Source organism: Nonlabens tegetincola, assembly GCF_002117085.1.
In the GTDB taxonomy this organism is placed as follows: Bacteria; Bacteroidota; Bacteroidia; order Flavobacteriales; family Flavobacteriaceae; genus Nonlabens; species Nonlabens tegetincola.
In genome coordinates this window covers 1,496,353-1,522,417 of record NZ_CP019342.1, presented here as the reverse complement: position 1 = coordinate 1,522,417, position 26,065 = coordinate 1,496,353, and the positions used below count along the sequence as shown (strand labels likewise).

The window sequence follows — 26,065 nt, the reverse complement described above, 5'->3', positions numbered from 1 at the left end:
TAATAGTATCTCAATAATGAAGAAGATAATCGTTTTAATAGCTGCTGTAGCCTTTACAGGAACTGCTGTTGCTCAAAACAATATTCTCAATGCCAAAAGTCCAGAGGAATTTGGGAAATTGACGGAAGAACAGGTTGAAAATAATAACGATACACCGTTACCTTATGGATATGTGGAACAACGTGATGTGTTATGGCAAAGAACTGTATGGGAAACCATAGATCTTGATGAGCGTATTAATTTTCCTCTTTATTATCCTGTAGACACTATTAGAGTAGGTAAAGACCGTCGTTCTTTATTCCATGTATTAACTGATGCTGCTATAAAAGGAGATCTACCTTTATATGCTGATTCTTATTTCAATGAGAAAAGAGAATATGCTGATATAGAAAACTCATTGAGCAGTCAAACGATTTCTGAAGCTGGTATCAACATCCTTAATGATGAAGGTATCATTCTTGAAGAAGGAGTAAGACCTCTAGATGTAGATACTACTTACAACATCCCTGGTTTTGATCAGTATGTCAATGTAGTAACTGTTGGTGCAGACAATGTTAAAGAATACAGAATACGTGGTGTATGGTATTTCGATGCTCGTCAATCTGAATTACGTTATCGTTTAATCGGTATATGTCCTGTTACTCCAGATGCTAACTTTATGGACTCTGATGAAGGTGTTGAATTATTCTGGGTTTACTATCCAGATGCTCGTCAACTACTTCATGAGGCTAAAGCATTTAATACACTTAACAGTGCGCGTCCTATTTCATTTGATCATATTTTAAATTCACGCAGATTTAATGCGTTAATCTATAAAATGGACAATGTTCAAGGGGATCGTGAAATCGAACGTTACATTGCAGATAACTCTTTAATGCAGTTATTAGAATCTAGAAGATTAAACGAAATAATTAGAAATTTCGAATTAGACATGTGGAATTACTAAAACCACATAATTAAATTTATAAAACCTCGCTGTAAAGCGAGGTTTTTTTTGACGTAAATTTGTTGTTCATCTTTTTATATGAAAGACACTTTAATTATTGGTGGTGGAATCTCAGGTTGTACTCTTGCCTGGCAATGGTACTTTAATGATAAATCATGCACCTTAGTTACGGATCAAAAAAAAGGATCTAGTGCAGTTGCAGCTGGCGTCTATAATCCAACTATTTTAAAAAGGTTTACTAGTGTATGGAAAGCGCAGGAACAGCTTGAGTATATGTTGCCTTTTTACCAAAAAATAGAAAAGGAATTAGACTGTAAATTACTTCATCCCTATAAAATCTTAAGAAGATTACATGACAATAATGAACAGAAAACTTGGGTTACAAAATCTGAAAAACCCGAATTAAAACCTTTTATGAAAGGTTCTATTTCTTCTTTAAAAATTGATGGAATTAATGCACCTTTTGGTTATGGAGAGGTTACTCAAACAGGTTGGTTAGACACACTTACCTTCATGTCAAAAACCTATGAATTCTTTAAAAATTTAGATAGTTTCCATGCAGGTAATGACGACGGTCTTTCTTTTGATAATCAATCTGTGATTTTTAATACAGAAGTCTTTGATCATGTAATTTATGCAGAAGGTTATGCCATAAAGGATAATGCAAAATTTAATTATTTGCCCTTACAAGGTAATAAAGGAGAAATCATGCTTATAAAAGTACCTGATTTAAAACTTAATGCTATTATCAAGGCAGGTGTTTTTATTATGCCTTACAAGGACGATATGTTTTGGGTAGGAGCCACGTACAATAGGCATGACCTGTCTGATAATATTTCACACGCCGGCGCGCAATTTCTTTCCTCTCGTTTGGAAAAAATTCTCACTGTACCTTATGAGATTGTCGAATATAAATGGGGAATTAGACCAACAACGGTTGATAGGAGACCTTTTTTAGGAGCGCATCCTAATCTTAAAAATCATTATGTCTTTAATGGAATGGGTAGTAGGGCAGTGTTGATTGCTCCTTGGGCTAGTGAACAACTCCATAATAGTATTTTTAAAAACTCATCCTTACATCCAGAAATCGATATTCAAAGATTTAGGTAAATAATTGTTCATTTTCCATTTAAATAAATATGTAGCTTTTAACTGCCAAAGTTTTAAGGTTTACTGGTAGTTACGCATCTTTGCATCCATAGAATACTTACATGTTAAACATTCATAATTTACACGTTTCATTTGGTGGTGAGACACTTTTTCAAGAAATCACTTTTCGTTTAAACGCTGGTCAACGAGTTGGACTTATTGGTAAAAATGGTGCTGGTAAATCTACCTTACTCAAAGTTGTAGCTGGTGACCTAGAGTACGATGAAGGTCAGGTAGCTATCGAAAAAGGTACCAGTATAGGTTTCTTAAGACAGGATATTGATTTCGTACAGGGAAGAACAGTTCTAGAAGAGGCTTATACCGCTTTCGCGAAAGCGATACAAATAGAAGCTCAGTTAGAAAACATTAATGAGCAACTTGCCACACGCACCGATTATGAAAGTGAAGGTTACAATCAACTCATGATCGATTTGAGTGATTTAACTCATGAGTATGAAATTATTGGCGGATATCACTATAAGGGAGAAACTGAAAAGATTTTAAAAGGATTAGGTTTTCAACCAGAACAATTTAATAAACTAACTGATGAACTTTCAGGTGGCTGGCGCATGCGTATTGAGCTAGCAAAATTATTATTAGAAAATCATGATATCCTGCTTCTGGATGAACCTACTAACCACCTGGATATTGAATCTATACTTTGGTTAGAGCAATTTTTGCAAAATTATCCAGGAGCTGTAATGATTGTAAGTCACGACAAGATGTTTTTGGACAATGTTACCAACCGTACTATAGAAATCAGTCTAGGTCGTATTTATGATTATCCAAAGCCTTATACCAAATTTCTAGAACTACGTGCCGAAATTAGAGAACAACAAGAGGCTACATTCAAAAACCAACAAAAGGAAATTGAACGTACTGAAAAGCTGATTGAAAAATTTAGAGCCAAAGCAAGCAAAGCGACCATGGCACAGTCACTTATAAAAAAGTTGGACCGCATGGATGTGGTAGAGATTGAGCAAGAGGATAATGCAGCTATGAATATCCGTTTTGCGGCATCAGTACAACCTGGTAAAGTTGTTCTAGAGCTAGAAGATGTTTCAAAAAATTATGGTGCCAAAACGGTATTGAGGAATGTAAACTTACTACTTGAAAGAGGTAAACGAGTAGCGTTTGTAGGGCAAAACGGAATGGGAAAATCTACACTTGCAAAAATTATTGTAGGTGATATTAATGATGCTCAAGGGAATGTGAATTTAGGACACAACGTTCAATTGGGTTATTTTGCACAAAATCAGGCAGAATATCTAGACGGTGAAAAAACCATTTTAGATACAATGCTCGATGCTGCAGACGATACTAATCGTGTCAAAGTAAGAGACATGTTAGGAAGTTTCCTTTTTAGAGGAGATGAAGTGGAAAAAAAGGTCAAGGTATTAAGTGGTGGAGAACGCAATAGGCTGGCACTTTGTAAATTATTGCTACAGCCATTTAACGTCCTGATTATGGATGAGCCTACAAACCACCTAGATATACAGTCAAAAAATGTATTGAAAAAAGCCCTACTTAACTACGATGGTACATTAATAGTCGTTTCTCACGATAGAGAATTTTTACAAGGGCTTACTGAATTGGTGTATGAGTTTAGAGATCACAAACTTCAGGTGCATTTAGGCGATATTGATTATTATCTAGAGCAACGCAAGGCTATGGATATGCGAGAGATTGAAAAAGTCTCAAAGGATAGTAAGAACGATAAAGAGGTAAGTGGTACGCTTTCGCGAAAGCAAGAAGAATCACAACCTGAAAAAAAATTAAGTTACGAGGATCAAAAAAACTAAAATCGCTCAACAATCGTTTATCAAAAGCAGAATCTAACATAAACCGATTAGAAAAGGAGATCAAAGAGATTGATCTAGAATTACAAGTGAATTATGATCAAACCGTTGCCGACCCTAAATTTTTTGATTCCTACCAAGCTCTTAAAACAGAATTAAAAGACTGGAATCAAAAATGGGAATCTCTATACGAGGAAATTGAATCCTTTTCCTAGTCTTTAAGTTTTCCTTAACCGCAGCAGTATGATATTATTGTAGTTTTGGCACTACTTTAATATTTGTATATACATGCGAACTGCTTTACGTATTGTTCTAGGCTTGCTTATTATTCTTGGTGCAGCCTATGGTGCTTATTCTATTTTTAATAGCAAAAAGAAACCAAAACCTAAGATCAAGAAAGAGGTTAAGATTGTTCAAGTTGATACAGTAAAAAATACTACTGTACCAATTATTATTCCTACACAAGGTAACTTACAAGCAAAAGATAGAATTGAATTATATGCCGAAGTTTCTGGTGTGTTTAAACCTGTAAATAAGCTCTTTAGAACAGGACAGGAGTATAAAGCTGGAGAGACTATTATCCTTATAGACAATACCGAATTTTACGCTCAGGTTCAAAGCTTGCGCAGTAGTTTGAATAATCAAATTACAGCGCTCATGCCAGATTTACGACTTGATTATCCCGAGTCGTTCCAGCAGTGGCAGGATTACCTTAATAACTGGAACATTAATGCAGCCACAGCAGCATTACCAGAGCCAAAATCAGATAAGGAAAAGTATTACATAACCGGTCGTAATATTTATACTACCTATTACAACATTAAAAATTTAGAGCAACGATTAGGTAAATACCGCATAAGAGCTCCTTTTACAGGAACTTTGACCGAGGCTAATGTTACCGAAGGTACACTAGTGCGCAATGGTCAACTACTAGGTGAATTTATTAAATCAGGAACCTATGAACTACCGGTAGCGGTAAGTAGTGAATTTGCTGACTTGCTAAAAGTTGGGGAAAAGGTAGTTCTTGAAAATGTTACAAGGACTAAAACCTATACAGGTACTATTACTAGAATAAATGCTAAAATCGATCAAGCTAGTCAAACTATTGACGCTATAATTGAAGTAAGTGATGCAGATTTAAAAGAAGGAATGTTTGTTCAAGCTCAATTAGAAGCCGAGAAAATTGATCAAGCAATTGAAATTAGTAGGTCTCTATTACAAAATGATAATGCGTTGTTTACCGTTCAAGATAGTGTGCTTAAACTTATGGAAGTGAATCCAGTCTATTTTAGTGATAAAACAGCGGTAATAAAGGACGTTCCTGATAATACTGTTATCATTTCAAAGTCTTTACCTGGTGCTTATGAAGGCATGCTTGTAAAACCAGAAGAGGAGTAAGGAGACATGAAAAAAATCATCAGTTATTTTATAGAACATCACATCGCAGTTAATGTGATGATCTTTGCATTTTTAGTGTTTGGTATCATCGGTGCTTTATCTCTTAATTCTTCCTTTTTTCCACTAGTAGATTCAAAAATTATTACCATTAATGTGGTCTACCCAGGAGCTTCTCCTCAAGAAATAGAAGAAGGAGTTGTTTTAAAAATTGAAGATAATTTAAAGGGTATTGAAGGTGTAGATAGGGTTACCAGTGCATCACGAGAGAATGCAGGAACTATTACGGTAGAAATAATAAAAGGTTACGATATCGACTTTATGCTGCTCGAGGTTAAAAATGCAGTAGATAGAGTCCCATCATTTCCCACAGGAATGGAGCCGCTAGTAGTAGCCAAACAAGAAAATGCTCGACCTACTATATCTTTTGCTGTGAGCGGTAAGAATATACCTTTAAAAACCCTTAAGACAATAGCTCGTGATATTGAAAATGATCTTAGAGGAATAGACGGTATTTCTCAAGTTAATATTGCAGGTTATCCAGCCGAGGAAATTGAAATTGCTGTTAATGAAAATACTCTGTTGGCTTATAACTTGAGCTTTCAAGAGGTTGCAGATGCTGTTGCTAATAGTAATTTACTGGTTACCGGTGGAAATATTAAAACCGATGTTGAGGAGTATCTAATTAGGGCAAACAGCCGTAACTATTACGGGACTGAGCTTAACTTTATTCCTGTACGTACTAATAGTGATGGTACTACTTTAAGATTAAGCGATGTAGCTACTGTGCGAGACCGTTTCTCTGAAACACCAAATGCATCCTACTTTAATAATGAACTTGCAGTAAATGTAACCATTACCAGTACTAATTCTGAAGATTTAATTGATAGTGCCGATAAGGTTAAGGAATACATTGAAGGATTTAATCAACGTTCTTCAAATGTACAGTTAAACGTAGTGAGTGATCAATCAATTACCTTAAATCAAAGAACAGCATTACTGGCAGAAAATGCTGTTGTAGGGATGATTTTAGTCTTGATATTTCTATCAGTTTTTTTAAATGTAAGATTGGCTTTTTGGGTAGCCTTTGGACTACCAGTAGCTTTTTTAGGAATGTTCATGTTTGCTGGGCAGTTTGATGTCACGATCAATGTGCTTTCCTTATTTGGGATGATAATCGTGATAGGTATATTGGTGGACGATGGAATTGTGATTGCCGAAAATATCTATCAGCATTACGAGAATGGTAAAAGTGCCATAAAAGCTGCCGTTGATGGAACACTAGAAGTGATTCCACCTATTTTGAGTGCGATTACAACAACGATACTAGCCTTTTCTTCCTTTTTATTTTTAGATAGTAGAATAGGCGAGTTTTTTAGTGAGGTTTCCGTTATTGTTATGTTGACATTACTGGTGTCTCTAGTAGAGGCATTGATCATTTTACCAGCTCACCTGGCACATTCCAAAGCGCTGGCAGATAAACCTAAGGAACCTAAAAGTAAACTAGGACAATTCTTCAAAAAAATGAGAGGAATTAACGACTACGGCGATAGATCCATGGCGTGGATGCGAGATAAACTTTACGCGCCTGCTTTACGATTTACCCTACGCAATAAGTTTTTGACTTTTAGTTTTTTCTTAGCGGCTATTTTACTCACTTTAGGAAGTATAGGCGGTGGAGTTATTGGAGTAACTTTATTCCCTAGAATTGCCAGCGACAGAGTAAGTGTAGAACTGGAGATGCCTAATGGAACAGCCACTGCAATTACAGATTCTATTATTTCACATATAGAACAAAAAGCGCAAATTGTAAATCAAGAGTTAACCGAGGAATACCTAACCGATGATGTTTATGGTGATAGCATTATGTTGTTTGAAAACATTATTAAAACACAAACCTCATCTTCTTCTGCTGGATTAACGATAAACCTATTACCTGGTGAAACTAGACCAGAATCTCTCAACTCAAATATTGTTTCTAACCGATTAAGGGAACTAGTAGGAGATGTTCCAGGCGCTGAAAGACTGGTCTTTGGATCAGGTGGTAACTTTGGCGGTAGTCCTGTTTCAGTTTCTTTATTGAGTAATGATATTCAGGAATTGAAATCTGCGACTGAGGAATTAAAGGAAATTTTAACAAGCAATCCGTTGCTCAAGGATGTTACCGATAACGATCCTGCTGGAATAAAAGAAATACGACTTAACTTAAAACAAAATGCTTATGCGCTAGGTCTTAATACACGAAGTATTATGAATCAAGTAAGAGCTGCTTTTTTCGGTCGCGAGGCACAACGATTCCAACGAGGTCAAGACGAGATTAAAGTATGGGTGCGCTACGATCGTGAAAACCGAAGCAGTATTACTGACCTAGATGAATTGAGAATAGTAACGCCAGCTGGAGATCGTGTGCCTCTTAGAGACATTGCAGAATACACAATTGAACGTGGCGATGTTGTCATTAATCACCTTGACGGTCGTAGGGAAATCCAAGTTTCTGCCGATTTAAAGGATCCTAATCAAAGCGCCACAGATATCCTTACAGACATTCAGGAAAACATTATTCCAGAATTACAGACCAAGTACCCGACCATATCACCTAACTATTTGAATGGACAGGCACGCGAGGCACAAAAGATAAGTTCCAGTGCAGGCGCTGTAATGCCTATAATTTTATTATTAATTTATATAGTAATCGCGTTTACCTTCAGAAGTTGGACACAACCTATCATGCTATTATTACTTATTCCTTTTAGTCTGGTGGCAGTAGGTTGGGGACACTGGATTCATGGTTTTCCTGTGAATATTTTATCGATGCTAGGTATTATCGCATTAATAGGAATTATGGTAAACGACGGTCTTGTACTCATCGGTAAATTCAATAATTACATTAAGGAAGGACTAGATTTTGATGACGCCCTTTATGAGGCAGGAAAATCACGTTTTAGAGCCATATTTTTAACCTCTATAACTACCATTGCTGGTCTAGCACCCTTACTGTTAGAAACTAGCCGACAGGCGCAATTTCTTAAACCCATGGCGATTTCAATATCTTACGGGATAGGTTTGGCCACGATTTTAACCTTATTGTTGTTACCATTATTTTTAAGTTTCGGAAATCGTAGTAAGCTCGCTATGCGCTGGCTTATAAAAGGTGAATCTTTAGCTCCTAAGGAAGTGACACCGGTAAAAAAAGAACAAGATAGCACAGTGGATTATGAAGAATAAAAGTAGGTTTATCTTAATGGCTTTTTGTTTCTACGCTTTCGCGAAAGCGTACTCACAACAGTCACCAGAGAGCTTGTTAACCAAGCAAGAGGCAATTGCACAAATGCTAGAAAATAATTACGGAGTTAGAATTGCTGAAAATCAAAAACTCATTGCTGAAAATAATAAAGGGATTCTGAATTCTGGATACTTGCCTACCGTTAATGGAACAGCAGGCGCCAATTATGAACAAACTGATACCGAGGTAGACTTTGGCGGCGCCTTAAATCAAGATGGATCGGTAAGGGATAATGTAAACATTCAGGATGCTGAAACGAGACGTTACAATGCTGCGATCAATGTCAATTACACTTTGTTTGATGGTTTAGGTAGGTTGTACAACTACAAGCGTTTAAAAGAATTATATAACTTATCTGAATTACAAGCTAGACAAACCATAGAAACAAATGCCTTGCAATTGATGTCTGTCTATCTAGAGGTAGCACGTATTAGAGAAAACGTACAAGTACTAGAACAGGCACTGGATATATCCTTAAAGCGAGAGCAAAGAGCGCAGTACCAGTTTGATTATGGACAAGTAAACAAACTTGAGGTTCTTAATGCTAGAGTAGATATTAATACCGACAGTATTAACTTACTAAATGCTCAACAACAATTACGTAATGCAAAACGAGATTTAAACTTTATCATGCAACGTGATATAGAAACGTCGTTTGCAGTAGATACAACCGTAACATTACTCAATGAGCTCGAGATTGTATCGTTTATTGAAAAGGCTAGTGAGAACAACGTACGTTTATTACAAGCCGATCGCAACGTGACTGTAAGTGAATACGATATTAAAACAGCAAGGTCGCTTATGTTACCTCGAATAGGTCTAACAGGTTCTTACGGTTGGAATCAAACTGACAACCCGGCTAGTGCATTTTTCCCAAGCACTACCAATTTGAGTACTTCATTGCAGTTGGGTGCAAATCTTACATGGGATATTTTTGACGGTGGTACTTCAATCACTAATTATCGAAATGCGCAAATTCGATTCAAGAATGAAGAACTGCTTAAAAAACAAATAGGCGACGAGGTAAAGAGAGATATCGCAAATGCTCGTGGTAATTACAACAACGCTTTACGAATTTATCAAATGCAGGAGCAAAACTTGATTACTAATCAAAACAACTTTACCAGAACTGAAGAGCGTTATAAGTTAGGTCAAGTATCGTCGGTGGAGTTTAGACAGGCTCAGGTAAACTTGTTAAACGCTCAAACAACAAAAAACCTTGCTAAGTACGATGCCAAACTTGCCGAGTTACAATTACTACAACTCACAGGACAATTATTAAATGTGGAGTTATGATAGAGCATTTTTTTATGTGTCCGCATTGTTGGCAAGAAATTTCGATGTTACTAGATCCAGCCTATTCACAAACTTATGTAGAAGACTGTGAAGTGTGCTGCAACCCTATAGAGATTAAGGTGGTGTTTGAAAATGGTAGTTTAGAAAGCTTTAACGCTACAGAATTAGGTCAATGATTAACTTGTAATAAAAAAAATGAAAACAGTTATACATAGAGCGGAAACTAGAGGAGCTGCTAACTTTGGTTGGTTAGATGCCAGACACACTTTTAGTTTTGGTAGGTATTATAATCCGGATAGAATGAGCTTTGGCGTTTTACGGGTTTTAAACGACGATAGAATTGCAGGTGGAGCAGGATTTCCTACTCATCCACATGATAATATGGAAATTGTTACCATTCCTTTGGAAGGTGCTCTAGAACATAAGGATAGTATGGGAAATACCGCTGTCATAGAAAAGGGCAAGGTACAAGTAATGAGCGCGGGAACAGGTGTGCAGCACAGCGAGTACAATAAAAATGAAAATGAGGAACTCAAGCTATTGCAAATATGGATGATTCCCAATAAACAGAATGTAACGCCTAGGTATGATGAAGTTGCTATAAGTGAAATCGCAGTTGAGAACGAACTCTACCAAATTCTATCACCTAATCCAGATGATGATGGTGTTTGGGTACATCAAAACAGTTGGTGGCATATGATTCACACCACAAAGGACAGCCACCTTACTTATAAATTTAAAGATGAAACAAACGGTCTGTATATTTTTTTAATTAAAGGATCTATAACCATAGATGGCGAACAATTATCTACAAGAGATGGTATCGGTATATACCAGACTTCATCTTTTGATTTTAATATTACCCAGGATAGTGAAGCTTTATTTATGGAAGTTCCGTTGAAGTTTTAAAATAGTAAATGAAAAAAGGCTGCCGATAGTGGCAGCCTTTTTATTTCTATCATTGCATTTTACCTGTCTAAATCATCGGCGATGTCTTCCAATCGTTTTACTGTATTTACAGTAGATTGAACTTCATCCTTCTGAGCTTGTAAGATACTCACTATGGTAGGAGGCAATTCACCCTTATTTTCGAGCACATTTTCATATTCTTCAATGGTTGCTTTTTCACCTCTTAAACATTCCTCTAGTATAGTTTCTTCTTTGTTAGAAGAAAGAGCTGCTTTTAAATTAGTCCAACTGCGATGCATGTCACCAGTAAAGGATCCTGATAGATGAGCCTCACCATTTACATTATTCATTTCGTTAATTAAAGCACCTGCATATTCAGTTCTTCGTTGTGCTTGAGAAATAAACCATTTTTTTAATTGGACATTATCTACAACTTCGGCAGCATTTTCATAACCATGCTGCGCGTCGTAACTTTTTTCTATTAGATTATTCAGATAATTTTCTGTTTTTACTGTATTGCTCATAATTTTTTATTTTGAATTTACATAGAATAATAGAGCATGTTCTTAAAATTCAATCAATTGAAAATCTTTTAACAACTGTCATATTTTATTATGAAAGATTCTCTCCAAAATATTTGGTTAGAAGTGAAAAAGGGTTGTATATTTGCCATCCCAAATGAAACAAACTTTGTTTCTGAGTTATGACAGAGTGTTTAACTTAGTTTGTTGATATCGCGAGGTAGAGCAGTAGGTAGCTCGTCGGGCTCATAACCCGAAGGTCGCTGGTTCGAGTCCAGTCCTCGCTACTAACAAAAGCTCCTGAGAAATCAGGAGCTTTTTTCGTTTTAGGTGGTAATTCGACTTAAAGTTCATTGGATGTCGGTAAATGGACATTGATGTTCTGATGTTTCGGTTAAAAAGTTGAAACCATCAAATACAATCATTTAAACTTACCGTTTTCAATACACTTTTTGGATGATGAACAAATTAGGTATATTTATGATGCTTCGGGAACAAAGCTTCAAAAACAAATCTACGTGAACAACACCTTAACCAGCATAACATCCTATGTAGGTGCTTTTTTATATGAAAAGAGTTCCTCAAGTGGTAGTGAGCAGTTACAGTGCTTCTCTCATGCAGAAGGGTATGTTGAAAAAGTAGATCAAGTTTATTACCAGTATTTCTATCAATATAAAGACCACCTTGGTAATGTAAGACTCAACTATGCTAAAGGTCCTGACAGTTTAATGATTAAAGAAGAGAATAACTATTATCCCTTCGGCCTCAAACATAATGGGTATAATAACACAATCACAGGCAGTGACCATAAGTACGGTTACGGGAATAAAGAAGAACAAGATGAATTAGGACTGGAATGGATTGATATAACCGCTCGTAATTATGACCCTGCTATTGGTAGGTGGATGAATATTGATCCTTTAGCGGATGATATAGATAATTATGAATTTTCACCATATAATTATGCTATAAATAATCCAATATTTTTCATTGACCCTGATGGAATGAAATGGAAAGATCCTAAAGAGGTAGAAGAGTTAAAAATAAATGTTCAAAACAAAAGAGATGCTTTGTCTCAGAAAAATTTTGACTTAATAATTGCTTATTTCGAAAATGGAGATTTCAATGATGAGGCATTTGAGAATTTATCAGAAGCAACTGATAAAAATTCACTCCGAATCATGGAACTGGATCAAACTTTAGAGTATATTGACGTATTAGGCAAAGATGAAGACTATTTTTACGATCTTACTTCAGGTAATAGTGATTCTTCTCATGTGAAATCGTCTGATGGAAGAAATGTAAGTATTGAAGGACCTGATGATGCTCTAAAGATTCATGAAATCACACATGTCGGTATTGAAAGGTCGGCAGGAAGAAAGTTAGCATTTAATGATTCGTGGAAAATGGTGTTTCCTAATATTCATGATTCTTTTGTACAAGAGGTTTCAGCTTATCGATCTCAATGGGCTTACGAAAACCAATCAAACAATTTAATTTCATCTGACGGTAGTATTTCAACACGTGGTGATACGTCAAAATATTCTTTTGGTAGGCACATTAAATTATTGAGCATTAACCTGTCGGCTAAAAAATTGAGAAGAAATGAGAAAAAAAATCCACATATTTATTCCAGTTATAGAATTCTAATCGATAATGTGGGGCATGATTTTAAATTAGCAAATCAAATCCTTACAGATATTAATTTGAGGAATTAATTATGATACAAAAAACGTCTTCATTTATTATAGGTTTACTCATTGTATTGATTACAACAAGTTGTTCGAATAAGTATAAGCTAAATGGTAAATATTCAAATGAAAAAAATGTTCATAATGACTTCATTTCTTTCGATAGTAAAACCAATAAGTATGTTCGTGTTAATAATGATATAATAAGTAAAGGGAAATATTTTCAAATCGAATCCTCAATAGTACTCAAAAGTGATTCGATAGGTTATTATGAAAATTTAAAAATTGACTATAAAATTGAGAGTACAACAGAGGAAAATGTCACCATCAATTTTAACAAAGATTCATTTATTCAGTTTCAGGAAAAGCATTCTAACATAAAATTGTTTTTTGTAGGTTTTAGTTCAAACGATATCAAAAAACCAAATGAGACTTTAATTTATTCCCTTGATTCTGAAAAAAACACCTTTAAGTTAGCAGAAACTCTTAACTATTTTAGAATAATTGGACTTAGATACGATTGTAACAAATCAAAGGCTATTAAAGAATGTAATGAAATTATGACTACTGCTTTTAGGTCTGAATTATACGAAGTGTTTCAAGGTTTTTGGGGAATTGAGCTAAATATAGATTTAAAATCCGTTACCGATATGAACCTAAACAATTTACGGATTATCGGAGTTACGGATTCTATATATTCAAATACAAAATTCAAACTGGAAAATAAAATTTATAAAAAGATTGAAAAGAATTAAAGCAAGATTGAACCTTATCTGATAAGTTTATAGAGTAAGGTACGATCTTGCTTGGAGACCTTGAACCCTTAAAAACAGCTAACAACATCCGATTTGTTAGCTGTTTTTTTAATTTAGAGTGAAATGAATAATCTGTCCACGTCGAGCGCGTTTGCAACGCGTGTGAATTGAACTAGCATTTGTAATGCGAAAAGGAAATAGTTTAGTGGCTTATAGAAACAGCAATTTATAATTAATTAGTTACTGTCTTTTATGCGATAGATTTGTATCTTTTCCAAGTGATACTTTGTCGATATTTTATTGTAATAAGTAAAAATTTTACGCATACTAAAATAAGATTTGAAAAGAGTACTTTATATAAATCATTATTCAATGATTTATGAGAAATGTAAATTTTAAATAAGAAGAAAAACGTATTTTAGACTTCGAAAGCCACAGCCAAAAACAATTAAGAGTCTTTTTCGAAAATTGTTTAATTAAGTTAGTTGTCAAACAATCCCTACATTATATGTTTATTCATTATCGTTTCACTTTGTTATTCCTATTTTTCATTTGTTTATGTAGTTGTGAAAAGGATAAAAAGGAATCTTCGGACCATGAAATTGAACTAGTTGTCCCCAATCAATATAATTCAAAAGTTATTATTGAAAACAAAGAAAACAATGAAAATATTAATGTTTATTACACTTACGATTCTCTAAATCAGGAACTTTTAATTGGGTTTCCAAAGGAGAATAATTTAGTCATAAAATCCTCTAGGTTTGAAAGCAAGTCTCAGAAATTCACAAAAATTAATATTGAGCACGTTCAGATTAAAGATTTCCTATTAACTAATGAAAAAGCTGTTTCTTTTGAAAGTCTGCCCAATGAACTCTTTATCAAAATGATTTTAAAATAATGAAATATATATGTTTTACTTTAATGTTACTGTTACAAGTCAACACTAATTTTCGAGATATTGACCTATTGAATAATGATGATATTGTAATTCGATTGGATGCAGATATTAATAATCATGAAATCTACTATTATTATGATAAAGAAAGAGGAACTATTTTTATCAATAATATTGAGAGGAAAATGATGTTGATTAAGTCAGGAGGACACTCCTTGTATGGTAAGTCCCCTATTATTTATTTGAAAAAAAGGGACTTCAAAGAGTTTAAGTATATAACATGAACTTTATCGACTCATATAAATTCTCAACAAGTTACACTAGCTGATTTTATTGAAAGCTGTTTATAAAATAAACTGGCAATTTTCAAATCCCTACTTAGAGGAATTTTAAATTTTGTGCTGCTCATCATAAAAAATTTGAACATAAGCTGACTTAATAGTGAGCCTTTAGTTAAGCTCTTGAGATGGTCTATAGTTTTTCACGTCTCACACTTTTGTTATGCCTTTGTTCTAAATTAAAGCATGTGTTATGCTAGTAGTGCTGTAGCTGGAGGAAAGTTAGCAACAGCTATGATTTTTACGAAATAGTTAGTTGCTTTAATAATAGTATTTAGAGTAAAAAGAACCTGCTTATTATCGTCATCATTCATTATAAAGTCCTAAGGAGACTTGTTAAGTGTATTCCGCTTAGCTAAACATCTATCTTGCCATTTACACTATAAAAAAAGCTCCTGATTTCTCAGGAGCTTTCATAATTATAAAAAGAATGCCTTAATTATTTCAGCTTTTTAATACTATATTCTTTAACTAGGTTTTCAGCCCATAAAATACCGTCCAAAAGTGAATCCAGTACGATAAATTCTTTTTTGAAAAAACTACTCTCAAATTCAGCATTTCTTTTGTTAATACCTGTTTGAGTGATAATACCAACACCTATTAAATTTTCTATCATCGCAGACTCTAAATAAGTGGTAGGCATTACATTGTAGTCAAACGTTCTATTTGATAAATAAACCACAGGTCTATTTTCATAGTGTTCTTGTATGACTTCATCCAGATCTTTATTTTTATCTGGAGAAATTATAGTCCCTTCCTTTACTTGAGAAATAATGTAATTCTCAAAACAGTAAAGTTCCGCATATCCTAAATCCTTGTAGATTATTTCTTTCATTCTGTCCAATAAAATAATGCTTAAAAAGCAACTTAATTAATCAAAGATTTTTTTGGTAGGTCAAAAAATAAACAAATGTTTAATTTTTTGCAAAAGTAACACTTAAAATTAGTTCAAAAAAAACGGAATGTCAAGAGATTAAGAAAACCTTGTAGTTGTCAACTTTCTCGATGAACTTCATCCTTACCGTATGGTACAAAATGATAGCCTGCATACCCTAAAAGAGATCCCATAAAACCTCCCATTAATACATCACCTAGGTAGTGAACGCCTAGGTACACACGGCTGTATACCACTAGTATACCCCAAATAAGAGCAATAATACCCAGCCACTTAAAATGATTCTTGAACTGGAACCATAAATAAACAGCCACAGCCATGGCATTACTCGCATGCCCACTATAAAAACCGTAACGGCCACCGCTTTTACCTACCTTTGAAATTAACCCTTCAAGAGCTGGTTCTCTAAAAGGTCTTAACCTTAAAACTAGAGTTTTTTTGAATAGGTTAGCTAGCTGGTCACTAGCAGCTATAACTAGCGCAATAGTAATTAGGGCAATAAGCAAATTGCGCCATCCCATTTTTTTATAAAGGAAATACAAAAAGACCAAATACAATGGTATAGCATAAAATTTATGGGTGACCACATTAAAAAATAAATCAACTTGATCATTTCCCCAATCATTAAGAATAACCGTAAGGTCCCAATCTATTTGTTTGATATCATTCATTGTTTTCGTAGAATTCCATCTGTTCGTCGTAGAATCTAGAAGCTTCTTCAATTAAATTCTTAGTTTCCTCTTCAAGATCCTCTTTATCAGCTTTACTTATTTCTTCCAAAAACTCGATACTATCATCCTTTAAATTGATAATAAATCTAGGATATTCTGTGTGTATAATAAAAATATCATCTGGATAACTGGCGTTATCTCCTAAAAGAAATCTAGGTATTGTCATAATGCTTATATTCGATTACAAAGAAACAAATTAAATCGGTCTATGTGACAGTAGCCCATAAAAAACTAACTTTGCTGCATGCAACAACAATTAAGAGCAGATAATCTTCAAAAATCTTATAAAGGCCGTCCAGTTGTAAAAGGAGTGTCTTTCAATGTTAATCAAGGAGAAATAGTTGGTTTGTTAGGCCCTAACGGTGCAGGTAAAACAACTTCCTTTTACATGACCGTAGGTTTGATTAAACCTACTGGTGGTGATGTTTGGTTAAACGATCAAAAGATTACAAAATATCCTATGTACAAGCGAGCGCAAAGCGGTATTGGATATCTAGCTCAAGAAGCTTCTGTTTTTAGAAAACTAAGTATCGAGGACAACATTTTGGGAGTTTTACAGCTTACAGATCTTAGCAAAAAAGAGCAAAGAGAACGTTGCGATATGTTGCTAGAAGAATTTGGTTTGACCGAGCGTCGCAAGCGTCGTGGTGATTTATTATCTGGTGGAGAGCGCAGGCGTACTGAGATTGCACGAGCACTAGCTACAAACCCAAACTTTATTTTACTTGATGAGCCCTTTGCAGGAGTAGATCCAGTAGCAGTAGAAGATATACAACGTATTGTTGCTCAATTGACTAAAAAGAATATTGGTATTTTAATTACCGATCACAACGTTCAAGAAACACTAGCTATTACAGATCGCACCTATTTGATGTTTGAAGGTACTATTCTTAAACATGGAGTTCCAGAAGAACTAGCAGAAGATGAAATAGTGAGAAAAGTTTACCTAGGTCAAAACTTTGAACTCAGAAAAAAGAAAATCTTTGAAGATTAGGATTTTTTACTGCTTATAAATTCAGTAATCATACTCAATGCCACGTACAGGATTATAATGCATGGTATAGCAAGTAATCCCAGCAACGAGAGTAAAACGATACAAGTAATTAAAAAACCATATCTCAATTTATTTTTGGCAATTGAGAATGACTTAAACTTGAGCGCAAACAAGGGTAATTCGGCATTCAAAATAAAGCAGCTCAATGCAGTAATGGCAAGCAGGACCCATTCATTAGTTAATGAAAAATAAATCCAATCTATTTGAGTAGTCTGTGTGATCAAACCTAGCGATATAATGAATAGAGCATTAGCAGGAGTAGGAAGACCGATAAAGGAATCAGTCTGGCGAGTATCAATATTAAATTTAGCCAGTCGGTAGCAGCTAGCAGTTGTTATAAAAAAACCAATCCATGGTATATAATAAGCCAAAACATGTTGCTGCGCACTCGCTGTAGTAAACTCAACACCTGTTTCAAACAAAGTAATACCAGTAGCATCCTGTAACAATTGAAACATAACAATTCCTGGTACTAGTCCGCTAGTAACCATATCTGCTAGAGAATCCAATTGTTTGCCCAGCTCACCTTGCACCTGCAATAATCTAGCAACTAATCCGTCAAAGAAATCAAACCCTATACCTATCGCTACAAAAAGCAATGTCATCTGTAGATTATCATGAAAAGCATAGACAGCAGCCACGCATCCAGACAATAAGTTAAGTAGTGTAATTAAATTAGGTACCTGTTTTTTCATAACACAAATATGCACAAAAACCAGTGCTCTACATAGAACAAAGCAATATCAGTCGATAATAGTAGTTATTACATCAGAAAAACGGATATTTGCGTACAAGAATGGCGTTGAAAAAAATTGTTATTACCGGTTTGTTTGTGATGTGTTTCGCTTTCGCGAAAGCGCAAACTACAGCAGCCTACTCAAATGAATTTATCAATATAGGTGTAGACGCCGCTGCGCTAGGTATGAGTAATGCTGTAGTCGCTCAAACCGATGATGTAAATTCGGGATACTGGAATCCAGCTGGACTCATGAGATTGGAACAAAAGGAACTGTCACTCATGCACAGTAGCTACTTTGCAAATATTGCCCAGTACAATTATGCAGCATTTGCGATGCCCATTGATGATCAAAGTAGTTTTGGGGCATCACTTATTCGTTTCTCTGTTGATGATATTTTAAATACCACTCAATTAATTGATTCACAAGGAAACATCAATTACGATCGTATTTCAACCTTTTCAACTGCCGATTGGGCATTCACAGTAAGCTATGCACGCGAGGCAAAGTTGGACGGCTTTACCTATGGTGGAAACTTTAAAGTGATACGTAGGGTTATAGGAGAATTTGCTAATTCTTGGGGATTTGGGTTTGATGTAGGAGCTCAATTTAAAAGAGGTGATTGGGAAATAGGAGTGATGGCACGTGATATTACTACTACCTATAATACATGGACCATCGATGAGGAGAAGTTTGAAGAAGTGAGAGGTGCCGTTGAAAATCAAAATCAAGATCTTCCAGAAACTACTGAAGTAACCTTACCTAAATTACAAATAGGTGTAGCAAGAACTTTTGAATTTCACTACGACCATATTCTCACTGCCGAGGTTGATTTAAACATGCGATTCATTCAGACTAATGATATTATTTCTTCATCTAGTGTAAGTGCTACGCCTGCCATTGGGCTAGAATACGGTTATATAGATATGGTATTTGTAAGAGCTGGCGCTGGTAACTTTCAAAACGTACAAGGTATTGATGGTGACGAAACCCTAAATTTTCAACCGAATATCGGAGTTGGATTTAAGTACAGAGGTATATCTGTGGACTATGCACTTACAAATATTGGTAACGGTGATGATTTGTATAGCAACGTGTTTTCTGTAAATATCGATTTGTCTGTATTCTCGCGATAGTATTAAAATTAACTAGCAATCTTAATGAAGAATTTTTTAAATCCAATACTTAGCGTTTTATCAGGATTGTTACTTGCGTTTGCCTGGCCTACTAATGGATTTGCTGGTTTGTTATTCATTGCTTTTATACCCTTGTTTATAGCTCATTACCGAATTAATAAAACAGCTGTTAAGGCGGTGAAATGGAAGGTGTTTTTGCATGCTTACCTTACTTTTTTCATTTGGAATATCGTTACAACAGGTTGGTTGTACTATAGCAGTGCTTTTGGAATGTGGTTTGCTGTTTTGGTAAATAGCCTGCTTATGGCACTCGTTTTTTTAGTGTATCATTTGGTTTCTAAAAAAGTGAGTAGATTTACTTCTTCATCATTTTTTATTGCTATTTGGTTATCCTTTGAATACTTACATCTACATTGGGATTTTTCGTGGCCGTGGTTGCAATTAGGTAATGGTTTTAGTGAATCTGTGAGTTGGATTCAATGGTATGAATTTACAGGTGTTTTTGGAGGAAGTTTATGGGTGCTTGTGGTAAATACATTACTATATAATGCCTGGTTACAATACTCTAGCAGAAAAGAAAATTCAGTTTCAAATAAAGAAATTACTATACGTTATGGTATTCCTGCGTTGCTAATTATTGCTTTGCCAATATCCCTATCACATTTTCTGTCTATAAATAGTATAACAAATGATGTTGAAGGAACAGAGGTAGTAATCTTACAACCAAATATAGATCCCTATTCAGAGAAATATGATATTTCTAATTCTCAAATGGCAGAGAATTTAATGACTCTCGCTGTAGATTCTATTACTACAAACACTAAACTTATTATCGCTCCAGAAACTACTTTGGCATCTGGTATGCGACTTACTGGAATTAATAGAAATCCTGCTCTTAATAGGATTAAACGTTTTCTATTTGATTATCCTAATACCTATTATTTGGGTGGTGTATCATTAGGCGATAGCTTCAAAAATAAAGACAAGGCCACTTCACAAACTAACTACATTAAAAATGGCGATTTTTACTATAACGACTATAATAGTGCGGTGTTTATGAATTCCACAAATCCAGTGGAGCTTTATCACAAATCTAAACTGGTTGTAGGAGTTGAAAATTTCCCATATAAGAACGTGTTACAACCAATATTAGGAGACGTGATGTTGGATTTAGGAGGTACGGTTGCCACAAAAACGACACAAGAAGATCGTGAAGTTTTTATTACTAGAGACAGTTTAAAAGTAGCTCCTATTATATGTTATGAGTCTGTGTATGGTGAATATGTAACCGGATATGTAAATAATGGTGCTCAATTTTTAAGTATCATTACCAACGATGGTTGGTGGCAAAATACTCAAGGTCACAAGCAACATTTAAGTCTAGCAAGATTGCGAGCTATTGAAACTAGAAAATGGATTGCTCGCAGTGCAAATACAGGTATTAGTGCTGTGATTAACGATTACGGTAAGATCATTACCACATTAGGATACGAAAAAAAAGGAGCGCTTAAAGGAACCATTTATCCCAATAACAAAATCACATTTTACGTGAAGCACGGAGACTTTATCGCACGGGTAAGTGTCTTTTTAATGCTTGGGATCTTTCTATTCTCTTTTACTCGTCGAGGCGTCATGAAGCGCAAATAGGCTATTGTCCTTTAAAGAATAAGACAGTACTCAAAGTTTTGACAATTATTCTAATGTCAAGAAAAACACTACGTTTTTTTATATAGAACAGGTCGTATTGTAATTTACGTAAGTGATCATCATCGGTCTCACCATATTTTGCCTTTACTTGTGCCCATCCGGTTAAACCAGGTTTTATAACATGTCTCGTATCGTAAAAGGGGATTTTTTTGGATAATTCCTTAACAAAAATTGGACGTTCTGGTCTAGGACCAATAATACTCATGTCTCCCTTAAGGATATTAATAAATTGCGGGAATTCATCAATTCTTGAACGTCTCAAAAACCTTCCGAATTTGGTAATTCTAACATCGTTCTTTTTTGCGAATTGAGCGCCTCCTTCTTCGGCGTTAGTCACCATAGATCTAAACTTGTATATATAAAAACCAGTTCTATTAATGCCTACTCGTTCTTGTTTATATAGTAAAGGACCACGATTACCCAGTAAGTTTCCTAAAAGTACTATGGGTAGTAATAGAATTCCCAATGCCAATCCTATACATGACAAAACAATGTCCATGGTTCGATGATAAAATCGATACAAGGCATTTTGATTGTTTCTGGCAAAGGGGAAAAACCTATAAAAGTCTTTACCTATAAATTGTACGGGTACTCGTTCAGTCATTTCTTCATAAACTTGTGTGTATTCTCGTACTTCATGACCGTATTCCACCAATTCAATAAGCCAGTTATAAACCTGGGGTGTAATACCATCAATTTGATTGCCTGAAACGACAACACCTGTGGCTTCATTTGATTTGAGTAGCTCTTGCGCTTGTGTTATAGTAAGTTCGTTTAGTTTTATAAACTGGCCTTTAAGACTGGCTTTTGTGTTTGTGTTTAAATAACCGATTACCTTGTAATAAGGATTTGCTTCTTCTAAATTTTGAGCTACTAATGTGATATCTTCAGCGTTTCCTAATAAAACAATTTTTTTGTCAAATCTAGAACTGGCAAAAAGTTTAATATAGATTGAACGCCACAGCAACATAGAAAGAGTTAAAGCCAGATAGAAAAACAATATTTGTAACCTGTTTTCGGGTAAGGTAGGTGTAAAAAAGGGCGTAAGTAAATAGGCAAGTGAGGTTAAACTACTCGCGGTTATTACACTGTTCAAAGTACTTGTTATTCGACTAGCTCTTACTAGATTGTATAATTCAAACAACGTGTTGAAAAACAGTAAATAAGCTGTTAATACTATGGTCCAGCTCCACTGCTCGGCAGTAATTCTAAAATAATCAAACTCAAAATAAAAACCGACTATTTCTAGGGCAGTCAATACTACCAGTACATCTAGAACTCGTAATAGAATTTTACGTTCAGAAATCTCAAAGTGAATCGAATTTTTTGAGGGCACGGTTTCGATTTAAAAAACCCAAAGATAAAATTATATACTAGGTTAACAACTCTTTCCATAGAAGTTGTACCTGATCCCAATCATAAAATTGAACATAGGATCTAGCATTTTTACTAAGCTTGCTAGCAAGTTCAGGTTGATCAACTAATGTTTTTATATGTGAAACCATGCCGTTAACGTCTTGTGCTTCACATAATAACCCGTTCTTTCCTGATTTTATTATATATGGAATTCCGCCTACATTTGTACTTACAATAGGCAATCCCAGCGCCATTGCTTCTAAAAGGCTCACTGGTAAATTGTCAAAATTGGTGGTGTTTATAAACACATCGTATTGTTTGCTCAATGAGATCCAATCGTTTTTGCTTAAAAGGCCAGTAAAATTTATTGAAAGCCCTAATGAATTTGCCATTTCTTTACATTCTTCTAGGCTTCCATCTTTATCGGGTCCTACCATGCATAGTTCGGCATTAGGGTAAACGGATTGTAATTTATGAAGTACTTGTACCGCCATTTTGGGTTGGTAAATGTGCGCAAATGACCGTACCCATAATAATTTAGGTTTGGCTGCCTGGCGATGTAAAAAAGGATAGTTTTGTAACTCTATGTTATTAGGTATGTGAACGATTTTTTGAGTGATCGCTTTCGCGAAAGCGTCCTTTAAATAATCACTAGGACTTACCACTTTGTAAGCCTTATTGAGAAACTTTAATATAGTTTTAGGATGGGATTTTAAACGTTGAGGTAAGTTACCACCATGCAATATCGGAATGTATTTGAGATTCATTGTTCTGCATACTCGTGCTACAATTACGGCATACCAAAAGTTCAAGGTGCTGTAGGTGTCTATGAGAACATAATTAGTTTTTGAACTGTTTTTATACACGGTATACACCATTTCTAGTAGCCTTAACAACTTATTTTGTTTAGAACTAGCTGTTACAACCTCATAGCCTAAATTTTTCAATAAAGGAGCCAAGGTGTCAATGGTTGTTAAGGATTTACCACTACCTGATAGTTGATTTCCTATGTAAACAATACGTGTCATACGCTAGTTGCTGGTTCGAGTACTGGAGTAGGATCTTCTATTTTGTTAACTTTCTTAGTAGGGTAGGTAACGTATAAAAGTGAGAATCCATAAATAAATGCAGGTGCTGCTATCCTCATGGCGCTGTGGTTTATTGTTGCAATCCAAAAAATAAGAAACGGATAGAAGTAAATATTCCCTCGATTTGTAATGCGATACAATAAGGGCGTGATAATTAATACAATTATAGAAAGAATACCGATGCTACCGTGTTCTGATAACAATCGGCTGGTCTCGTTGTGTGAAGCTGCTACAATTCCATCTTTTTGGGCTCGATAATATTTTACTTGTCCTGCGCCTATTCCTGCGATCGGGTTTTCAAAGAAAGCTTGTAGTTCAATAAGAATCAACTCTGTTCTACCAGTAGATAAATCATCTTTGGCTCTACCGGCGGCATCCTGATTAGCATATCTTTTATCAATCATACCATTAGTAGCAAGCGATGTGTAACCCCAAGCTAGCAATAAACCTACAGCAAGAACACCTAGTTTAGGAAGGAATGAGAATTTAAATTCAGATCGTTTTAAAAATATTACAGTAATTAAAAGTCCTGCAATCATTAAAAAGGCAGTGATCACTCCACCACGTGAAAAGGTTACCCAACCTCTATAAGTCATGGCGATAAAGAGTATGATGTCAATAATATTGTGCAGTCTGTTTTTAATGATAATAAACCGTGCAAAGGATATAAACATACCGATTCCCAAAACCGTTGCCACTTGATTAGGACCATAACCACCTGAAGCAGCAAAGTTGGAAGCTGTATTAGTAACAACATCTCTTACATCTGGCGTTACCAGGAATAAGTAAAAAGTAGTCATTACCAATGGGCAAATTCCTAATTTGAGCATGCTATCCAATCTTTCACGAGGAATTTTTCTATAAAAACAATAGATCGCAGTAACACCTAGACATACCGGACCACTCAAATTAAAGGCTACAGCTTTACGTAAACTTTCTCCCAACGGAATGTTTTGCGATGCAACCACAATACTGGGAATCAATAACAATAAATAAAATACAAATGGAATACTGCGCAGTGAAAATCCTTTAAAAAATATACCTAATCCTAATAAAACAATAACCAAATATTTGATCATTTCATAAAAGAATAATGCGCTATTCATGCGCAGGAAAACCTCTAAGGTAACGAGATAAAAACTTGCTAGTAAAACTTCTTGACCACGATCTTGATTAGTTAACGCTCTTAGTATAAAGTATCCTGTAATTCCATAAAAGTACACTTTGACCAAAAACGGAATAGCTATCATAAAGATAGTAAGCACAATGTGTGCGATTATTAAAACCGGATAAGAAAGTTTTTCAATTTTAAACATGCGACTTATACAGGTTTACAAGTTGATTAATGTAGGATGTAGCCCCATAATTCAAAAGTACGTGCTTATTAAAAGCAGTACCCAGTTGTTCCCTTTCTTCTTTTGAATTTATTAATTCCTCGATAGCATTATTTAATTCTAGAGGTTGATTAGCTGCTACTACTTTACCGTAACTATTAACAACCTTTTCACAAGCACCTACATTAGTCGTAATTACCGGAAGTTTGTATAATCCATACTCAAGTAAGGCAACTGGAAGACCTTCTGACTTTGATGAAAGAACGCCAATGTCGCACTGATCTAGAATGCAGCCTATTTCATTTCTAGCGCCTAAAATATGCACTCGATTTTCTAATTTTCTGCTTGATATATAATTTTTTATTTGCTCACTATAGTCATCGTTAAAATCCTTACCTACTAAAATTAAATCCCAGTCACTTTCTATTTTCTCAAAGGCCTGGAGCAAATTGAGATGATCTTTCTGCGGGCGTAAATTGGCTAGGTGAACAATACGCTTACCAGGCTTGCCCGGTAGACTAATTTCTGTAGTATCTGATTCAGTTTTTTGAGCAAAGTTTTTTAAGTATATCGCATTGTTTTTACTCAGTATATTTTTGTGCCATTCCAACAAAAGCTCATTGACAACAATATTTTGCGACGATAAATTACTTGCCCATTTGATCCATCCTTGCGGTCTATCCTGTAACTGTTCGGCATTGCCGTAATGATCATGCCAAATATAGATTAGTGATGGTAGAGCCTTTTTAATCAAACCAGCGAGGAAAAACGAGGTTGCATGCGCATGAATATGGGTGATGTCGTTTTTCTTGACATACTTATAAAGTTTATAAATACCTCTTATACCCAACTTGCCTTTGCGATTCAAGAATATGTAGCCTACTTTTTTATCTATAGTTTTCTTTAAAAGCCCTTCGGCGCGAGTTACACATAAATGAGAATCATATCTATGCGCCGCTAGTTCATTGGCGATTGAAACAGCCATTCTTTCGGCACCACCAGCATCTAAACTATCTATTACTTGAAGTATTTTCATAGTAATATGGGATC

22 protein-coding genes, 1 tRNA gene and 1 pseudogene are annotated in these 26,065 nt (G+C 35.0%); 15 read left to right on the top strand and 9 right to left on the bottom strand.

Annotated features, from left to right (window positions below):
• Window positions 1–16 precede the first annotated feature (16 nt).
• The 8 genes and pseudogenes from porN (at window position 17) to BST91_RS07200 (ending at window position 10,777) form a co-directional block, all read left to right on the top strand.
• Window positions 17–946 carry a type IX secretion system ring subunit PorN/GldN gene (gene porN / locus BST91_RS07235; RefSeq protein ID WP_042277985.1) on the top strand — a complete coding sequence of 310 codons (930 nt, stop codon included), beginning with the start codon at window positions 17–19 and terminating at the stop codon, window positions 944–946.
• Between the two features lie 78 nt (window positions 947–1,024).
• Window positions 1,025–2,056 (top strand): NAD(P)/FAD-dependent oxidoreductase, encoded by a 1,032-nt coding sequence (locus tag BST91_RS07230; RefSeq protein ID WP_085774969.1) that lies wholly within the window; start codon window positions 1,025–1,027, stop codon window positions 2,054–2,056.
• A gap of 101 nt (window positions 2,057–2,157) precedes the next feature.
• Window positions 2,158–4,109 (top strand): annotated as a pseudogene (locus BST91_RS07225) (ABC-F family ATP-binding cassette domain-containing protein).
• Window positions 4,110–4,182: 73 nt separating this feature from the next.
• Entirely contained in the window at window positions 4,183–5,292 is a 1,110-nt protein-coding gene (locus tag BST91_RS07220) for an efflux RND transporter periplasmic adaptor subunit (protein WP_085774968.1), read from the top strand.
• Window positions 5,293–5,298: 6 nt separating this feature from the next.
• Window positions 5,299–8,514: an efflux RND transporter permease subunit gene (locus tag BST91_RS07215; protein ID WP_085774967.1), complete on the top strand. Its 3,216-nt coding sequence runs from the start codon at window positions 5,299–5,301 to the stop codon at window positions 8,512–8,514.
• On the top strand, window positions 8,504–9,868 hold the full coding sequence (locus BST91_RS07210) for a TolC family protein (protein ID WP_085774966.1): 1,365 nt from the start codon (window positions 8,504–8,506) through the stop codon (window positions 9,866–9,868). The genes BST91_RS07215 and BST91_RS07210 overlap by 11 nt, the downstream gene beginning before the upstream one ends.
• Window positions 9,865–10,044, top strand: coding sequence for a CPXCG motif-containing cysteine-rich protein (locus BST91_RS07205; RefSeq protein WP_042277993.1), 180 nt, complete (start codon window positions 9,865–9,867; stop codon window positions 10,042–10,044). Before BST91_RS07210 ends, BST91_RS07205 begins: the two co-directional genes overlap by 4 nt.
• A gap of 19 nt (window positions 10,045–10,063) precedes the next feature.
• Window positions 10,064–10,777, top strand: a complete 714-nt coding sequence (locus BST91_RS07200; protein WP_085774965.1) for a pirin family protein — start codon at window positions 10,064–10,066, stop codon at window positions 10,775–10,777.
• 59 nt (window positions 10,778–10,836) lie between these two features.
• Here BST91_RS07200 and BST91_RS07195 read toward each other — a convergent pair whose 3' ends face one another.
• Entirely contained in the window at window positions 10,837–11,301 is a 465-nt protein-coding gene (locus tag BST91_RS07195; RefSeq protein ID WP_085774964.1) for a ferritin-like domain-containing protein, read from the bottom strand.
• A gap of 211 nt (window positions 11,302–11,512) precedes the next feature.
• Between BST91_RS07195 and BST91_RS07190 the strand changes: the two genes are divergently transcribed.
• The 4 genes from BST91_RS07190 (at window position 11,513) to BST91_RS07175 (ending at window position 14,642) form a co-directional block, all read left to right on the top strand.
• Window positions 11,513–11,585, top strand: a tRNA-Met gene (locus tag BST91_RS07190).
• Window positions 11,586–11,816: 231 nt separating this feature from the next.
• The gene (locus BST91_RS07185; protein ID WP_157546915.1) at window positions 11,817–13,016 is read left to right on the top strand and encodes an RHS repeat domain-containing protein; all 1,200 of its coding nucleotides are present in this window, start codon (window positions 11,817–11,819) and stop codon (window positions 13,014–13,016) included.
• A gap of 2 nt (window positions 13,017–13,018) precedes the next feature.
• The gene (locus tag BST91_RS07180) at window positions 13,019–13,744 is read left to right on the top strand and encodes a hypothetical protein (protein WP_060524540.1); all 726 of its coding nucleotides are present in this window, start codon (window positions 13,019–13,021) and stop codon (window positions 13,742–13,744) included.
• 508 nt (window positions 13,745–14,252) lie between these two features.
• Entirely contained in the window at window positions 14,253–14,642 is a 390-nt protein-coding gene (locus BST91_RS07175) for a hypothetical protein (protein WP_085774962.1), read from the top strand.
• A gap of 774 nt (window positions 14,643–15,416) precedes the next feature.
• On the opposite strand, the gene BST91_RS07165 is transcribed toward BST91_RS07175, so the two are convergent.
• From BST91_RS07165 to BST91_RS07155, 3 genes are all read right to left on the bottom strand, one after another.
• A complete protein-coding gene (locus tag BST91_RS07165; RefSeq protein ID WP_042280425.1) occupies window positions 15,417–15,812 on the bottom strand; it encodes a hypothetical protein in 396 nt (131 codons plus the stop codon).
• A gap of 158 nt (window positions 15,813–15,970) precedes the next feature.
• Entirely contained in the window at window positions 15,971–16,543 is a 573-nt protein-coding gene (locus tag BST91_RS07160; RefSeq protein ID WP_085774960.1) for a phosphatase PAP2 family protein, read from the bottom strand.
• Window positions 16,536–16,769, bottom strand: coding sequence for a hypothetical protein (locus BST91_RS07155; protein WP_042280421.1), 234 nt, complete (start codon window positions 16,767–16,769; stop codon window positions 16,536–16,538). Before BST91_RS07155 ends, BST91_RS07160 begins: the two co-directional genes overlap by 8 nt.
• A 78-nt stretch (window positions 16,770–16,847) precedes the next feature.
• Between BST91_RS07155 and lptB the strand changes: the two genes are divergently transcribed.
• Complete coding sequence (lptB, locus tag BST91_RS07150) at window positions 16,848–17,597, top strand: LPS export ABC transporter ATP-binding protein (RefSeq protein WP_042280419.1); 750 nt, start codon at window positions 16,848–16,850, stop codon at window positions 17,595–17,597.
• Here lptB and BST91_RS07145 read toward each other — a convergent pair.
• Window positions 17,594–18,352, bottom strand: a complete 759-nt coding sequence (locus BST91_RS07145; RefSeq protein WP_085774959.1) for a CDP-alcohol phosphatidyltransferase family protein — start codon at window positions 18,350–18,352, stop codon at window positions 17,594–17,596. The two genes, lptB and BST91_RS07145, sit on opposite strands and share 4 nt — an antisense overlap.
• Window positions 18,353–18,453: 101 nt before the next feature.
• Here BST91_RS07145 and BST91_RS07140 point away from each other — a divergent pair, with 101 nt between their 5' ends.
• Window positions 18,454–19,530, top strand: a complete 1,077-nt coding sequence (locus tag BST91_RS07140) for a putative type IX sorting system protein PorV2 (protein WP_082586959.1) — start codon at window positions 18,454–18,456, stop codon at window positions 19,528–19,530.
• A gap of 24 nt (window positions 19,531–19,554) precedes the next feature.
• A complete protein-coding gene (lnt, locus tag BST91_RS07135; protein ID WP_085774958.1) occupies window positions 19,555–21,177 on the top strand; it encodes an apolipoprotein N-acyltransferase in 1,623 nt (540 codons plus the stop codon).
• A gap of 1 nt (window position 21,178) precedes the next feature.
• Here the strand turns inward: lnt and BST91_RS07130 are convergent, their stop codons facing one another.
• From BST91_RS07130 to BST91_RS07115, 4 genes are read right to left on the bottom strand one after another with little or no spacing between them, the layout of a single operon-like run.
• Complete coding sequence (locus BST91_RS07130) at window positions 21,179–22,573, bottom strand: exopolysaccharide biosynthesis polyprenyl glycosylphosphotransferase (RefSeq protein ID WP_244895589.1); 1,395 nt, start codon at window positions 22,571–22,573, stop codon at window positions 21,179–21,181.
• 37 nt (window positions 22,574–22,610) lie between these two features.
• Window positions 22,611–23,621: a glycosyltransferase family 4 protein gene (locus BST91_RS07125; RefSeq protein ID WP_085774957.1), complete on the bottom strand. Its 1,011-nt coding sequence runs from the start codon at window positions 23,619–23,621 to the stop codon at window positions 22,611–22,613.
• On the bottom strand, window positions 23,618–24,997 hold the full coding sequence (locus BST91_RS07120) for an O-antigen ligase family protein (protein ID WP_085774956.1): 1,380 nt from the start codon (window positions 24,995–24,997) through the stop codon (window positions 23,618–23,620). Before BST91_RS07120 ends, BST91_RS07125 begins: the two co-directional genes overlap by 4 nt.
• Window positions 24,990–26,051 (bottom strand): glycosyltransferase, encoded by a 1,062-nt coding sequence (locus tag BST91_RS07115; RefSeq protein WP_085774955.1) that lies wholly within the window; start codon window positions 26,049–26,051, stop codon window positions 24,990–24,992. The genes BST91_RS07120 and BST91_RS07115 overlap by 8 nt, the downstream gene beginning before the upstream one ends.
• Between the last annotated feature and the right edge of the window lie 14 nt (window positions 26,052–26,065).